The 14,857-nt window shown below is 71.6% G+C and carries 14 protein-coding genes and 1 pseudogene; 6 read left to right on the forward strand and 9 right to left on the reverse strand.

The genetic code is table 11. From position 1 onward, the window contains the following. Positions 1–124 precede the first annotated feature (124 nt). Complete coding sequence (locus ABZS42_RS03595; protein WP_355142190.1) at positions 125–523, reverse strand: VOC family protein; 399 nt, start codon at positions 521–523, stop codon at positions 125–127. A 94-nt stretch (positions 524–617) separates the two neighbouring features. Between ABZS42_RS03595 and ABZS42_RS03600 the strand changes: the two genes are divergently transcribed. Then, the gene (locus ABZS42_RS03600) at positions 618–1,607 is read left to right on the forward strand and encodes a YafY family protein (protein WP_355142192.1); all 990 of its coding nucleotides are present in this window, start codon (positions 618–620) and stop codon (positions 1,605–1,607) included. Positions 1,608–1,652: 45 nt separating this feature from the next. Here the strand turns inward: ABZS42_RS03600 and ABZS42_RS03605 are convergent, their stop codons facing one another. Further along, the gene (locus ABZS42_RS03605; RefSeq protein WP_355142194.1) at positions 1,653–2,393 is read right to left on the reverse strand and encodes a hypothetical protein; all 741 of its coding nucleotides are present in this window, start codon (positions 2,391–2,393) and stop codon (positions 1,653–1,655) included. After that, positions 2,386–2,886 carry a SigE family RNA polymerase sigma factor gene (locus tag ABZS42_RS03610; RefSeq protein ID WP_355142196.1) on the reverse strand — a complete coding sequence of 167 codons (501 nt, stop codon included), beginning with the start codon at positions 2,884–2,886 and terminating at the stop codon, positions 2,386–2,388. Before ABZS42_RS03610 ends, ABZS42_RS03605 begins: the two co-directional genes overlap by 8 nt. Positions 2,887–3,070: 184 nt before the next feature. Here ABZS42_RS03610 and ABZS42_RS03615 point away from each other — a divergent pair, with 184 nt between their 5' ends. Beyond that, the gene (locus tag ABZS42_RS03615) at positions 3,071–6,304 is read left to right on the forward strand and encodes a S8 family serine peptidase (RefSeq protein WP_355142198.1); all 3,234 of its coding nucleotides are present in this window, start codon (positions 3,071–3,073) and stop codon (positions 6,302–6,304) included. Between the two features lie 182 nt (positions 6,305–6,486). Here the strand turns inward: ABZS42_RS03615 and ABZS42_RS03620 are convergent, their stop codons facing one another. The 4 genes from ABZS42_RS03620 to sigJ form a co-directional block, all read right to left on the reverse strand. Beyond that, on the reverse strand, positions 6,487–7,302 hold the full coding sequence (locus ABZS42_RS03620; RefSeq protein WP_355142200.1) for an NAD(P)-dependent oxidoreductase: 816 nt from the start codon (positions 7,300–7,302) through the stop codon (positions 6,487–6,489). 2 nt (positions 7,303–7,304) lie between these two features. Further along, on the reverse strand, positions 7,305–7,721 hold the full coding sequence (locus ABZS42_RS03625) for a cupin domain-containing protein (protein WP_355142202.1): 417 nt from the start codon (positions 7,719–7,721) through the stop codon (positions 7,305–7,307). 41 nt (positions 7,722–7,762) lie between these two features. After that, positions 7,763–9,160 (reverse strand): PLP-dependent aminotransferase family protein, encoded by a 1,398-nt coding sequence (locus tag ABZS42_RS03630; RefSeq protein WP_355142204.1) that lies wholly within the window; start codon positions 9,158–9,160, stop codon positions 7,763–7,765. A gap of 95 nt (positions 9,161–9,255) precedes the next feature. Beyond that, complete coding sequence (gene sigJ / locus ABZS42_RS03635) at positions 9,256–10,200, reverse strand: RNA polymerase sigma factor SigJ (protein WP_355142206.1); 945 nt, start codon at positions 10,198–10,200, stop codon at positions 9,256–9,258. Positions 10,201–10,714: 514 nt separating this feature from the next. Between sigJ and ABZS42_RS03640 the strand changes: the two genes are divergently transcribed. The 3 genes and pseudogenes from ABZS42_RS03640 to ABZS42_RS03650 all read left to right on the forward strand — a co-directional run. Continuing rightward, entirely contained in the window at positions 10,715–11,479 is a 765-nt protein-coding gene (locus ABZS42_RS03640; RefSeq protein ID WP_355142208.1) for an NAD(P)H-binding protein, read from the forward strand. A gap of 59 nt (positions 11,480–11,538) precedes the next feature. Continuing rightward, positions 11,539–11,976, forward strand: a complete 438-nt coding sequence (locus ABZS42_RS03645) for a hypothetical protein (RefSeq protein ID WP_355142210.1) — start codon at positions 11,539–11,541, stop codon at positions 11,974–11,976. 97 nt (positions 11,977–12,073) lie between these two features. Beyond that, positions 12,074–13,131: pseudogene (locus ABZS42_RS03650) on the forward strand (low temperature requirement protein A); the annotation flags it as partial. 139 nt (positions 13,132–13,270) lie between these two features. Here ABZS42_RS03650 and ABZS42_RS03655 read toward each other — a convergent pair. Further along, positions 13,271–13,501, reverse strand: coding sequence for an MBL fold metallo-hydrolase (locus ABZS42_RS03655; RefSeq protein WP_355142347.1), 231 nt, complete (start codon positions 13,499–13,501; stop codon positions 13,271–13,273). A gap of 280 nt (positions 13,502–13,781) precedes the next feature. Here ABZS42_RS03655 and ABZS42_RS03660 point away from each other — a divergent pair, with 280 nt between their 5' ends. Continuing rightward, positions 13,782–14,258, forward strand: coding sequence for a heme-degrading domain-containing protein (locus tag ABZS42_RS03660; RefSeq protein ID WP_355142212.1), 477 nt, complete (start codon positions 13,782–13,784; stop codon positions 14,256–14,258). A gap of 49 nt (positions 14,259–14,307) precedes the next feature. On the opposite strand, the gene ABZS42_RS03665 is transcribed toward ABZS42_RS03660, so the two are convergent. After that, complete coding sequence (locus ABZS42_RS03665; RefSeq protein WP_355142214.1) at positions 14,308–14,673, reverse strand: DNA polymerase ligase N-terminal domain-containing protein; 366 nt, start codon at positions 14,671–14,673, stop codon at positions 14,308–14,310. Positions 14,674–14,857: the final 184 nt, after the last annotated feature.

A 14,857-nucleotide genomic window follows, 5' to 3' on the forward strand; every position in this document is an offset into this window, starting at 1 on the left:
GCCCGGGGTCCTGCCCTGAGCACGAGCGAAGAGCCGGGAGAGGCGCAGGCCCGGGCGCGGGCCGGGCCGCCACTTCACCGCGATCGGCGTAGGCACCGAGCCCCGGGCTCCTCCACGCCCGGCGTCAACGGGCGAACTTCGCGATGGCCGCCGGGGTGACCGGGGTGAAGAAGTTGACGAGGTTGCCGTCGGGGTCACGGAACAGCAGCGACCGGTTGCCCCACGGCATCGTGGTGGGCTCGTTGACGAAGTCGGCGACGAAGCCGGTCAGGTTCGCGTACACGCGGTCCACGTCGTCGACGAGGAACTCGATGATCACGTTGTGGTTCCCGGCCTGGCGAGCCGCGTCGGGCGCGAAGAAGGGCACAGTGCGGGTGCTGCCGATGGCGAGGGTGGCACCAGGGGCCCGGAGTTCGGCGAAATCCTCGGTGGACCAGGCCGCCTGTATCCCGGTGGCCCTCTCGTAGAACTCGACGAGACGTGCGATGTCGCCGGTGATGATCCGGATCGAGACGAAGTCCATGGCGTTCTCCCTGGTTTCGTGAAGCCGTTTGCACTTCGCACGCTAGACCTAATAGCGGACACAATCGGTCCGGTATTGTCGCTAGGCTCCGGGTGTGTCTCGACCTGCTGGCCGCGTGCTCACCCTCCTGGAGCTGCTGCAGTCGGGGGGCATCCGGACGGTTGCCGAACTGGCCGACCGGCTCGGCGTCGACGGCCGTACCGTGCGGCGGTACGTGGATCATTTGATCGACCTCGACGTGCCGGTCGAGGCGGTGCGCGGCCGCTACGGTGGCTACCGGCTCGGCCCCGGCTACCGCTTGCCTCCGCTCATGCTCAGCAACGACGAGGCGCTCGCCGCGCTGCTCGGCTTGATCGCCGGCCGCCGGGCGGGGTTGATGACGACTGCCGACACGGCGGGCGAGACGGCTGCGGCCAAGATCCGCAGGGTGCTGCCCGAGCGTGTCGCCCGCCGACTCGACACGGTCCTGGAATCCCTCGCCTTCACGGCTTCGCCCGGCGAGTTCGCCACCCCCGACGCCGAGGTGTTGCTCACCATCGCCGACGCGGTACGCCACCGTCGGCCGGTCTCGATCAGATACACCGACCGCCACGGCCGGCGCAGCGAACGCAGCCTGCACCCGTACGGGATCGTCGCCCATTCGGGCAGGTGGTACGTCACCGGCACGGACCCCGAGATCAGCTCGGACCGAACCTTCCGGCTTGATCGCATCGCGGACGCGCGGACCCTGCCCGGCTCGTTCGAGGCGCCCGTGGAACCCGGTCCGGCACAGCGCGTCCTGTCCGGGTTCGCCACCGCTGAGTACCGGCATCGGGTGACCTTGCGGATCCACGGGACGGTCGAGCAGATCCGCGCTCGACTCCCCGCCAGCGTCGCGACCGTGGACGAGCCCGCGCCCGAGGCAGGCGGGGATCCGGAGACCGAGCGTTGGCTGCGTGTCGAGCTACGGGCCGAGCGGCTCGACTGGTTGCCCCCGGTGCTCGCCTCACTCGGCCGGCCGTTCGTCATCGAACGCCCGGACGAACTGCGTGGCCTCGTCATCGCGTTCGCCGACCGCCTAGCGTCCTACGCTCGCGAAGCCTGACCGTTGGGCCCGATGACGACGACATGGCACGGCCGGTACTTCAGGTCAATCTGGCGCCCCACCCCCACCTGCCCGCGCGTCGGCGGCGGGACCGCGGTCCTCGAACTCGTACGTGGTGGTGAGCGCCTCCGGCAGGTCAGGCACCAGAGCGTTCGTGCCGTCGACCACCTGGACGTAGCGGCGGCCCTGGAAGATCGAGTAGCTGCCGTCGGCCAACTGCTCGATCTTGAACAGCTGGGTCTGCGCGCCCGGATCGCACACCCGGTCTCGGACACTGCCCGGTGCGGCGTCGTGCACGACGGTCATGCAGACCTGGCCGGTGCCACCCGGGCCGGCCAGCACGATCCGGAATCGGTCGCCCTCGGGCCGCAGGACCCACAGCGCCCGGTCGTCGATGCCGTGCTCGGCGGTGGCCCGCACCTGGTCGCCGTCCCGGTCGACCGCCAACACCGCCCGGTTCATACCGGGGACCACGATCGCGACCTGCCGGCGACCGGCGAGGATCTCCTGCGGGCCCGCCGGCGCGGTCACGGACGGTGACACCGACGGCGGGACCTCGCCCGCCGGGGCCACGACACCACGGTCCGGCGTACCGAGGTGATTCCGCGCCTGCAGCACGGTTGCGCCGGCGAGCAGCGCCAGCGCGGCGAGGCCGACGCCGGTGACGGCCGTGCGACGACGACGGCGGCGGTCGCTGCGGCGGCGCACGGTCTGCGCCGGCGGTAGCGTCGTGACCCGACGGATCCCGTCGGCGATGGCCGTGAGGTCGTCGCGTGGGTCAGCCATGGGACGCCCCCTCCTGGTGCTCCTCGGTCAGCATCCCGGCCATCGCTCTCCGGCCGCGAGCAAGGTACGACTTGACGGTCCCGGTGGGCCGCTGCATCTCGGCCGCCACCTCGGCGACACTGAGATCGTTCAGGTGGTACAGCACGACGGCGCGGCGTTCGTCGGCGCTCAGCCGCCGCAGCGCCTGCAGCAGGGCGACGTGGTCCTCGCTGAGGCCGGGGACGCTCTGTTCGACGACGGCCCGGTGGTGTGCGCGCATCCGGTTGAGCGCCTTGCGCCAGCTGCTCACCGCGATCCGGGAGGCGACCCGGCGCACCCACGCCTCCGGGCTGTCCGCCTCCCGCACCGTCTGCCAGCGCTGCCAGGCCCGCATGAACGCCTCGGCGACGGCGTCCTCCGCCTCGCTCAGGTTGCCGGTCAGCAGATAGACGTGGCCCACGATCCGACCCGCACAGGCCGCGTAGAGGGCGTCGAACTCCTCGGCGTCGCGCATCCGACCATTGCCCCCTCGAAGCCTCGTCCGCTGGTCACCGCCGCATGCAACCCGGACGGGCGGACCGGCCCCACCGGCGCGGTCCAATATTGTGACGCCCGTCACAGTCCGCTTGATCAACCCGACGTGCCGGTCAGGCGTCATCGTGCCGACCCCGGGAGAGGCCCGTGGCGGAGAGGACGATGTGCGACGACGGCAACGACGCTCGCTGACAGCCGCAGTGCTCGCGACAGTGCTGGCCGCGGCCGGCCTGTCGGCTTCCCCAGCGAGCGCGCAGGAGGAGCCGGCGACGCCGGCGGTCTCCGGACCAGGCGGCACCTTCACGTTGATCACCGGAGACCGCGTGTCGCTGGACGCGAACGGCCACCCGGAGATCCAGCATGGACCGGGACGGACCGGAATGCGGTTCGTGAGCAGCCGGGAGGGGGGCCACCAGTACGTCATCCCGGTCGACGCGGTACCGCTGCTGCGCGACGGCCGGCTCGACCCGCGGCTGTTCGACCTCACCGCGCTCGGTCAGTTCGGCTACGACGACCGCACGGCCGAACTGCCGTTGCTGGTCGCGTACCCGGAGAACATGGCCGCGCAGGCGCGGTCCGCGGCCGTCGGGGGTTCGGCGCGGGTGCGCGCCGACCTGCCCGCCGCCCGGGCGCTGGCCGTGCGGGCGGGCCTGGCCGACCGGGTGGCGCTCTGGTCGTCAATCACCCGCGGTACGCAGTCCGCACGTACGCTCGCCACCGGGGTCAGTCATGTCTGGCTCGACGGCAAGCGCAAGGTCACGCTGGACCGCAGCGTGCCGCAGATCGGCGCCCCGGCGGCCTGGCAGGCCGGCTTCGACGGCAGCGGCGTCACCGTCGGTGTGCTGGACACCGGGATCGACGCCGACCACCCCGACTTCGCCGGGCGCCTCGCCGCCGTCCGGGACTTCACCGGTGGCGACGACCCCGCGGACGCGGTCGGCCACGGCACCCACGTGGCGTCGACCATCGTCGGCAGCGGCGCCGCCTCCGACGGCCGGTACCGCGGGGTGGCACCGGGCGCGAAGCTGCTCGTCGGCAAGGTCTGCGCCACCAACGAGTGTCAGGACTCGGACGTCATCGCCGGCATGCAGTGGGCCGCGGCGCAGGCGCGGGTGGTCAGCCTGAGCCTCGGCGACACCGACACCCCGGCGCTCGACCCACTCGAGACCGCGGTCCAGGAGCTGAGCCACCGCTACGGCACGCTCTTCGTGGTCGCCGCCGGCAACGAAGGCAAGCCCAAGTCGGTCTCGACGCCGGCCTCCGCGGACGACGCCCTCGCCGTCGCCGCGGTCGACGCCGACGACCAGCGGGCCTACTTCTCCTCCAAGGGCCCCCGCGTCGGCGACAACCACATCAAGCCGGAGATCAGCGCACCGGGTGTCGACATCGTGGCGGCGGCCCCCGGCGGCGGTTACGTCCCGATGTCGGGTACCTCGATGGCCACCCCGCACGTGGCGGGCGCGGCCGCGATCCTCGCCGGACAGCACCCGGACTGGTCGGGACAGCAGCTGAAGGCCGCACTGATGGACTCGGCCAAGCCCGCCGGTGAGAACAGCCTCTACGAACAGGGCGCGGGCCGGGTGGACATCGGCCGGGCCGTCGCCCAGCCGGTCGCCGCCGAACTCGCCGCGATCGACTTCCCGGTCCAGCGCTGGCCGCACGCCGACGACACGCCGATCACCCAGGTCGTCGGCTACCGCAACACCAGCACCGCGCCGATCACCCTGTCGCTGACCGTCGGCCCGACCCCGGCCGGCATGGTCGCGGTCAGCCCGACCACCCTCGTGGTGCCGGCCGGCGGCCGGGCCGAGGCGACCATCACCGTGGACACCCGGGTGGAGGCCGAGGACGGCGTCTACCAGGGTGCGCTGACCGCGACCGGCGCCGGGGACCTGCGGGTACGCACACCCTTCGCGCTCAACCGGGAGGTCGAGAGCTATGACGTGCGGCTCGACCACACCGGCCGCGACGGCCGACCGGCCACCGAGTACCGGACCGTGGCGGCGAACCTGACGACCGGCGAGTTCACCACCCTCGACGGCCAACCGGGCGGGGGCACCATGCGGCTGCCCAAGGGCCGCTACGCGCTCTACAGCACCATCCACGACGGCGACATGTCGACCCTGCTCGTGCAGCCGGTCCTGGACGTACGCGGCCCGGTCACCGAGGCGATCGACGCCCGTACGGCGCGGCCGGTCTCGCTGACCGTGCCCCAACGGGACGCCGCACCGCTCGCCATCCACGTGAGCGCCAACTGGAACGACGGCTTGCGCTACCCGGGCGTCCAGCTCGACGGTGCGTCGTTCGCGGAGGTGTTCTTCGGCCGAATCGGACCGGCGGCCGCGGCGCCGGAGTTCGCCGTGACGTTGGGCGTCGGGCTCGCCCGGCCCGGCAAGGACGGAACCTTCCGGAACAGCCCCTACACCTACGATCTCGCGTACGTGCTCAAGGGAGACATGTTCACCGGGCTGACCCGGAAGCTGTCGCCGAAGAACCTGGCCACCGTCAAGGCGACCTACCGCAGCCAGTCCACCACGGCGACCGCGGTACGTCAGCACCGCGCGGCGTCCCCCGGCGGGCCCGGCCCGATCGGTTCGAGCACGTCGATCGACCTGCCCTTCCACGGAACCGAGTACTACAACACCGACGGTGGGATCGTCTGGACGTCCACCTTCGTCGAGGGCGACAACCTCACCACGCAGGACTCCACCTTCCAGGCGGGCCGGACGTACACCCGGACCTGGAACGCGGCCCCCTTCGGCGCCACCGTGGCCGAGGCCCCGACCTGGTCACCACTGGGGTACGCGGGCCGCGACGGCGACACCATCTCGGTGGCGGCGCCGCCGCTGTTCGGCGACGCGGACGCTCGTCCGGCCAGCCGCGACGACCTGCCGGTCCACCTGCGGTTGCTGCGCAACGGTAAGGAGATCGCCACCGCCGAGGGTGCGTGGGCGGACTTCGCGGTACCCGCGGAGAAGGCCACCTACCAGCTGGAGGCCACCGTCACGCGCGGCGCACCGGACACGCTGTCGACGTCGGTCTCGGTGGCGTGGACCTTCGCCTCGGCCCACACGTCGAAGCCCGAACGACTGCCCCTGACGACGGCACGGCCGATGCCCAAGCTCGACGACACCAACACGGCACGGGCGGGCAGGGCGATGACCATTCCCGTGGCGTTGGACCAGCAGGCCGGCTCGGCCGCCGCGCCCAACCGGTCGCTCGGCGTCTCCGCGTCGTTCGACGACGGGAAGACGTGGGTCCCGTTGCCGGTCGTCCGGGACGTCGCCCGCATCGTCCACCCGCGACGGCCCGGCTTCGTGTCGTTGCGCCTGACGGCCACCGACACCGCCGGCAACACGGTGACGCAGACGATCCAGCGGGCCTACCGGATCGCCTGAACCACTACCCGGTCCGGGGCGGCGGCGGTAAGCGGTCGCCCCGGGCTCGGGCCGCCGCCGATCCCGGCCGGTCAGCCCGCCGCAGCGGGCAGGATGATGACGACCGACCGCCGCCGGGTCAGCCCGGGGCCGGCCGCCCACGACACCAGACGTGCCGCGGGACCGGCGCCGCGGCGGGCGGCTCACAGGGTGGCGAACCCGGCCCGCCAGGCGGGGTGCTTCGGGATCCAGCCGAGGTGCTTACGGGCGTAGTGGTTGTTCGCTCCCCGGGCCCAGCCGTGCCGTTCGTCCGCGACCATCGCGGGAGCCGTGACCCCGACCGCCGCGCAGAATTCGGGCACCCATTCCGAACCCGCGGCGGGCTCGTCGTCGCAGACGTTGACCGCGCCGGAGGGCCAGTCGAGAGCGGCGAGCGCGGCGGCAGCCGCGTCGTCGATGTGCAGCAGGCTGGTCACGTCGGCGTCTGCGGGGAGCTCGCCGGCGGCGGCGTACCGGGCCATCAGTCCGTCGCGGGCGTACCAGGTGCCCGGGCCGTAGAGGGTGCCGTACCGCAGCACGACCCACTCGGGCGCCTCCCGGACGGCGGATTCGAGGGCGGCGACAGCGGCCACCGTGTTCTGCCGTGGCTCGGCGGCGTCGAGGTCGAGCGGGGTGTCCTCGGTCGCGGGCTCGGCGCCCGGCTCGTACGCCCAGGCGATGCCCTGCGCCACGATCCGGCGCACCCCGACGGCGAGCGCCGCGTCGACCAGGTTGCGGGTCCCGTCCCGGCGCAGCCGCGCATTGGCGGCGCGGTCGCCGGCGCTCAGGTTGGTGAGTTGGTGCATCACCACGTCGGGCCGGACGTCGCGGACAGCGGCCGCCACCGCGTCCCGGTCGAGCACGTCGACGGCGAGCGGTCCGGTGCGGGCCAGTCCGATGACCTGGTGCCCGCGAGCGCTCAGGAGCGGCCCGAGCCGGCGGCCGATGACGCCGGTCGAGCCGGCGAGCAGGATACGCATGATCAAGACGCTCCGTCAGTTCGCCGGGGCGCCCGGCGGTCCTTGCGCTGTTCGAGTTCCTCGGGGCTGACCAGCACCAGCATCTCCTGGTCCGGCGCGCAAACCATGACGATCAGGAACTTGGTCGTACGGTCGGGCAGGTTGTTGGCGGCCTGGTAGTGGATGACGTCGCCACCGGGCTCCCAGAACGCCTCGCCGGCCTTGATCACCCGCTCCGGCTCACCCTCGAGCTCGAAGATCATTTCGCCCTCGAGCAGGTAGCCGAACACCGGACCGGAGTGGCGGTGCGGCGGCGATCCCGGATCGCCCGGCGGCAGTTCGATCGTCGCCGTCATCACGTGCGAGCCCTGCGGCAACGTCGGCGGCATGGCTGTGCCCAGCAGCACTACCTCGTTGTTTCCAATCTTCATCGTCTGCATGAGTCGAACGTAGCCCGCCCCGGACCAGCAGATTGGACCACTCAGCGACGGTTCTGTTGGACCAGTTGGCTGAGTTCGGTCAGCGCCGACTTCCACGCGTGCGACGGCGGCGCCGCGTACCCGAGGATCAGGGCCGCCGGCTGCCGCTCGTCCGCCGGATCGTGGCAGTAGCCGCTGCTGTGCAGACCGACCAGGTGCAGGCCCCGGCCACGCCCGGCCTGGATCAGCCGCCGCTCCTCGGCCACCGAGGTCAACGGCAGCAGCGCGTGCATGCCGGCGGCGATGCCCTGCAACGGGGTGCTTGTCACCTCGGCCAGCCGGTCGGCCAGCTCGGCCCGCCGGCGCCGGTAGATCAGGCGCATGCGGCGGATGTGCCTGTCGTAGTCACCGTGCGCGAGCAGGTCGGCCAGCACGAGCTGGTCGATCGCGGAGACCGCGGCACCGGCCTGAAGGATCACCTCCGCCACATCGCGACGCAGCGGCTCGGGAACGACGAACCAGCCCAGGCGCACGCCCGGCGCCAGCGACTTGCTCGTGCTGCCTGCGTAGACGACCCGCTCCGGCGCCAGCGCCTGCATCGCGCCCACCGGGCGTTGGTCGTAGCGGAACTCGCCGTCGTAGTCGTCCTCGATCAGGAACGCGTCGCGTTCCCGCGCCCAGGCGATGAACCGGTAGCGGTGCCGCGGGGCGAGCACCACCCCGGTCGGATGCTGGTGCGCGGGAGTGAGCAGAGCAGCCTGACCTGCCGCCTCGTCCGGGTCGGCCCCGCCCGCGCCGACGGTGAGCGGGGTGACCGTCATGCCTGCGGCACGGAGCACCATGCGGTGCGGGGCCAGACCGGGGTTCTCGGCGGCGACGGCGCGTACGCCCCGCCGGTGCAGCGCTCGCGCCAGCAGGGACAGGCCCTGCGTGAAGCCCGCGGTGACCACCACCGAGTCCGGGTCGCAGCGCACCCCCCGGGTACGGGCGAGATAGTCGGCCAACGCCGCCCGCAGCGCGGGCAGGCCCGTCGGCTCGGGGTAGTCCAACGTGCCGCGCGACGCCGTCGCCATGGCCCGCCGGACACTGGCCGCCCAGGCCGTACGCGGGAACGAACCGAGATCGGGGACTCCCGGCCGCAACTCGATGACCGGCTCGAGCGCCGCCGACGGCCGTGGTCTCCGCCGCGAGCCGGGCAGATCGTGGCGTACCTCCGCGACCTGGGTGCCCGAGCCCGGCGCCGACACCAGCCACCCTTCCGCCACCAGCTGCGCGTACGCCCGCACTACCGTGCCGCGGGCCAGGCCCAGGTCGGTGGCCAGGCTCCGGCTCCCCGGCAGCCGCGAGCCGGCCCGCAACCGGCCGGTCCGGATGCTCTCCCGCAACGCGTTCTCCAGCGAGCGGCCCGGGGAGCCCGCGCCCGGATCGAACTCCAGGTGCAGGTCGAGTGACTCCGTCACCTGCCAACGATCTCATTCGCGAGGCGGTGACGCGGGTACGGCGACGACACGGGCAGTCCGGTGCCGGCGGAACGCGCTGCCACCGGGGCGGACGGCTACCGGGGGCCGGATCGATCGGCCGGGCCCTCGGCCGATCGATCCGGGGATATCGACGACTGCCGCTGGAACTGAGTGAGTTTCTCCGGATTGAGGACGATCAGCACTCGTTCGATTCCGTTGGGCGAGGCGTCGACGGTGAGCAGGGCGACCGCGGTTCCGGCGCGCGACGCGAGGATCGCGGCCTGACCGTTGGCTTCGACGATCTCCAGCGAGAGGTCACGACCGAACTTCTGGAACAGTCCCAGGAGGTAACGCGCGACGTTGTCGCGCCCGACGACGGGTACCGGTGCGGCCCGGACGGCGCCTCCGCCGTCGGCGTAGGAGGCGGCCGTGTCGGCGAGCAGTTTCTCGAGCTGGCTCAGCTCGCCTGACCGGGCGGCGGCCAGGAAGGTGTGCAGCAGACGCCTGTGGTCCGCGCGGCCGACCGGGTCGTGCCGCTCCCGCGCCAGGTGGGTACGCGCGCGTCGACCGAGCTGCCGCGCGTGTGCCTCGCCGATGCCGAGCAACTCGCCGATCCGCCGGAACGGGTAGTCGAACGCCTCGCGCAGCACGTACACCGCCCGCTCCGCGGGGGTCAGCCGTTCCAGCAGGAGCAGCGCGGCGAGTTCGAGCGACTCCTTCAGTTCGGCCACGAACATCGGGTCGGCGGCCGTGTCGACGGGTTCGGGCAGCCACGGCCCGGGATACAGCTCACGCCTGGCGCGAGCCGATGTGGCGGCGTTCAGAGCGAGTCGAGAGGTCGCCGTGACCAGGAATCCGATGGGGTCGCGTACCTGGCTGCGGTCGGCCTGCTGCCATCGGAGCCAGGCGTCCTGTAGGACGTCCTCCGCCTCGGTGACGCTGCCGAGCATCCGGTAGGCGATGCCGAAGAGCCGGGGGCGGAGGGCGTCGAACACCTCCAACGCGTCGATCAGCGTCCCGTCTTTCCCGCGTTCTCCCATGGCCGCCCGCCTCATCCCTTCCGTCCCGGATTCCGGACTGCTTCCGTGCTCGTTACCCGCCGTCGAGGTGCCCGGCCACCTGGATACCCCGCGGGTCGGACTCCAGCTGCGACGCCTCGGGACCGCGCGACACGGTCGAGGCGGAGCTGGTTCGCCTCGATGTCCATCGCCCGGTGGTGGGGGTGTCGTCACCTGTGAGGACCGCGCGGCTCTCCGAATCGTGACGGGTACCGGTGCGAGCCCTGTCACGAATCGTGATGCCGTCCGGTCCACTAGCGGAACGCCCGAAGCATGTTCGGGCTCAGGACGCCCGCTTCCGGAGGTCAACCCGCCGCAGGGCCGTGAGCGAACGTGAGGGCTCCAACCCATTGAGCGATTTGCTGGGGTTCCAGCCTTGGCCGGAACTACGGATGGATAGGACCAACATGGCGGCACGACGGCCGACTCCCCTGCGCACCAGCACCCGGGCCGGGTGACGCACCACTGGGGCGGACGCGGATCGGGAGGTGGCTCAGTGCGTATCGCGGTAGCCGGCGGGACCGGCTGGATCGGGCGGCGAGTGGTCGACAGCGTACGGGCGCGCGGCCACGAACCCGTCGTGATCGCCCGCTCCAGAGGCGTGGACCTGATCCGCGGCACCGGGCTCGACGAAGCGTTGACCGACGTGGCTGCCGTGATCGACGTGACCAACAGGTCGACGATCAGCCGGAAGAGGTCGGTGAACTTCTTCGGCACCGTGACCGGCAACCTGCTCGCCGCCGGCCGGCGCGCCGGGGTGCGGCACCACGTCGCCCTGTCGGTCGTCGGAGTCGACCGGGTGGGCTTCGGCTACTACGCGGGCAAACGGCGGCAGGAGGAGCTCGTCCTGGACGGCCGGGTGCCCGCGACGGTGCTGCGCTCGACACAGTTCCACGAGTTCGCCGCGCAGCGGGCCGCGTACCGCGGACCGATCGTGGCGGTGCCCCAGGTGCTCAGCCAGCCGATCGCGGCTCACGAAGTCGCTCGTTGTCTGGTCGACCTCGCCGTGGCGGAGCCGGCCGGCCTGGTGCCGGACATCGCCGGCCCGCAACAGTTGAGAATGCCGGACATGGCCCGCCGGCTACTACGCTTCCGGGGCAGTCATCGCGTCGTGCTGCCGGTCCGCCTTCCGGGGGCAACCGGTCGGGCCATGGCCGGGGGTGCCTTGCTGCCCACCGGGCCTGGCCCGCGAGGCATGCAGACCTTCGACCAGTGGCTGGCGAGCCCGGCGGCACGGAGCACCACGAGGAAGGTTCGGTGAGCGCGGGCCGGACGTCCGCCACGGCGGCAAACCGTATCCGAGGCCCTTGGCTGACGGCGATGATCCGGATCGCCCTGGCCGTTCTCTTCCTCGACGAACTCGTCGTCGGATTCTGGAACCAGGCCTTTCCCGAAAGCTTCTACCGCAACTTTCCGACGGTCGCTCTCACCCCGCCGTTCAGCGAGCACTACGCGCGGGACTTCGGCGGGGCCACCCTCGGTATCGCGGTCGTCCTCGGCATCGCGCTCGCCGTACCGCGATCCGAGTTCACCATCCCCGCGGCGGCGGCGTTCTCCATCTTCGCCGTACCCCACTTCTTCTTCCACCTGACCCACCTCGACCACGCCACCCGGGGTGAGAGCGTGTTCCTCACGACTGCCAATGCCGTCGTCGCCCTGCTCGGCCTCCTCGTCATCGCCCTGTCGCTTCTCCGGGACGCCAGGAATCGGCGAGGACAACGGGCCGAACGGCCCCCGAACCGGGCCGCCGGCGGATAATCCTGCTGGTAGCAGCAGTCCCGCGGGTTGCGGACGAAGAGCCATGGCGCCGCGTTCCGGAACTCCGCGCTCGCACGACGGCCCGGTGGGAAAGGTGATGGGGAACGAAGAGCCGGTCGGGCTGCTCCGGGCGTCCCAGGAACGACAGCAGGTCGCGTTCCTGGAGCTCTTCTTCGACCTGGCGTTCGTCTTCGCCCTCACGCAGCTCTCCCGGACGCTGATCTCGGATCTGACCTGGACCGGGGCTTACCGGACGCTCGTGCTGCTGCTCGCGCTGTGGTGGGTCTGGACCATCACGGCGTGGCTGACGAACCGGATGGACCCTCGACGTCCCGTGGTGCAGGCGGTCGTCCTGGGAATGATGATCGGCAGTCTCGCGATGGCGGCCGTGCTGACCGACGCCTTCGGCGAGCGCGGCATCGTCTTCGCGGGCGTTTCCGCCGCCCTCCACGTCGCGGTGATGCTCTTCCTCGTCGTCACCCTGCCGCAACCGAGAGGCGCACCGCTTGGCGGTTGCTCGTCTGGTCCACCGCTACCGGCGCCCTGTGGCTGGCCGGCGGCCTCGCCGGCGGCGTCGCGCGCGAGGTACTGTGGATCCTCGCCGCCCTCGTCGACTACGCCGCGTTCAGCCTCCGGTTTCCCACCCCCGGGCTCGGACGGGTGGCCTCACCGGAGTGGCCGGTCTCCGCCGAGCATCTGGCGGAACGTCACCGTCAGCTCTTCATCATCGCCCTCGGTGAGCTGATTCTCGTCACGGGGCTCACGTTCACCCGTACCGACATGACCGCCGACCAGACCGGCGCCTTCGCCGTGTCGATCCTCACCACCATCCTCTTCTGGCGGATCTACGTCTTCCGCGCCGGGGAGTTGCTGGACAGAGCCATCGCCGCCGCGGCCGATCCGCTACGGCTGGCCCGTCCCATGGCACTGGCGCACCTGACCATGATGGCCGGCGTCGTCGTCACCGCCGTCGGCGACGAAATGATCATCATCGAGCCACTCGGGCACATCCACTCGGCGTGGGTCGTCGTACTCATCGGCGGGCCCACGCTGTTCCTGCTGGGACGGGCTCGTCTGGAACACGCGGTCTACGGTCGCGTCTCGCCGGACCGACCGATCGCCCTGCTCACGCTGCTCGGGCTGGCGGCACCGTTGCTGTTCGTCCCACCGCTGCTGGCCGCCGGCGCCGTGCCCGCGGTCCTCGCCGCCGTCGTCCTCTTCGACGCGCGGAACGCACGAGGCACCCCGGCGAGTCGGTCGCACCACCGGGCAGGCGATCGTAGCGGGCCGATGATCACCTCCAGTCGCGTACGACGAGCGCCGGCGGGAGGAGCCGCTCGCGGGTCAGGGCGTCCGGGTCGGCGTGGTCCGGATGGTGGTGGGTCACGGCGATCGCGTCGAGTTCGCCGAAATCCTCGGGGGTGACCCGGCCTTCGACGAAGGTGAACCGGCCGGGATCGATGAGCAGCCGGGCCGCGCCCGTGTCGACGAGCAGGCACGAGTGCAGGTACTTGGTGACGCGCATTGTCGTCGCGTACCCGGTGGGGCGTCGGTCATGCCGTTCGTGGCCGCCGGTCGCCGCGGCGGCCACCGGCCATGGGGAGAGCGCCGACGGATCGACGGTGGCCGCTGGCCCGATCACCACCGATCGGGCCGCGCAACCGGGTCCGGCCGGTCGTCGCCTCCCCTCCGGCGTGACGCGACACCGGAGGGAGAGCTGTTGCCCGAGGCACACCGTGGCGCCTGACCGCCTCCTGCTCTGTTTAGATCGCTGTGACGAACGAGGAAGGGAGCCGTACACCGTGATGCCAGAGCTTCAGGAGCAGGAAGAACGCCTCCAGTTCGACCGTTTCGGCCACGACGACGCGTGGGCCCTGGGGACGCGCCTGGTCGAGATGGCCAGGGAACGGGGCCACGGCGTCACGATCGACATCCGCCTCGGCGACCACCAGCTCTTCCACTACGCGCTGCCCGGTACCTCCGCCGACAACGACGACTGGATCGAGCGCAAGATCCGCGTCGTGCGCCGGTTCGGTCACAGCTCCTACCTCGTCGGCCAGAGCTACCGTGACCGCGGCGCCACCTTCGAGGAGCAGGCCCACCTCGATCCGGCCCGCTACGCCGCACACGGCGGCTGCTTCCCGATCATCCTGAGGGGCACCGGCCCGGTCGGCACCGTCACCGTCTCGGGGCTTCCCCAACTCGACGACCACCGCCTGGTCGTGGAAGCCCTCGGACTTTTCCTAGACGCCGAGCGCGCCGAGAAGGAGACCACGGCCTGAACCTGCAGCACTTCCCGCGCGGCCGCCGTCGCACCGGTGGCGTCACCTGCTATGCGCGCTCGGCCGAGGGCTGCTCTTTCGTCAGGTGGAGCAGCCACCCCTCGCCAGTGCGGATGAGCGCGTATCGCCGGGGGCCGGTACGACCGTGCAAGGTGAACAACATCCGGCGCTCGGTGCGGTCGTGCTCCTCCCACGTGCCGATGTCGGCGATCGACTTGTCGGCGTCCTCGTAGGTGAGGTGGTCAAGGTGGTGGTCGGGCACGGCGATCGCGAGCCGGTTGTCGCTGGGATCGTCCGGCAGCCCGCGAGGTACCGCCCAGGAGCGCAACACACCATTCTCCTCGAGCCGCAGGTCGAAGTGCGGTCGTGGTTTGCGGTGATGGTGAAGGACGAAGGCGAGCGGCACTCTTGTCATTATCGACGCCCGCCCGCTCTACCGCCCGTCGATGCGCACGCCGGATGCGTTACTGCTCAACGGGCGAGCGGACCCTCAGGGAGGGCAAACTGACGCCCCCATCCGTACGACGGCCCGCCGTCCCGGGACTGCCCGGCGACCAGAATCAGTCGTCTCGAAACCCGGCAGCGTCATGCCCGGTTCG

The organism is Micromonospora sp. NPDC005367, from assembly GCF_040606825.1.
In the GTDB taxonomy this organism is placed as follows: domain Bacteria; phylum Actinomycetota; class Actinomycetes; order Mycobacteriales; family Micromonosporaceae; genus Micromonospora.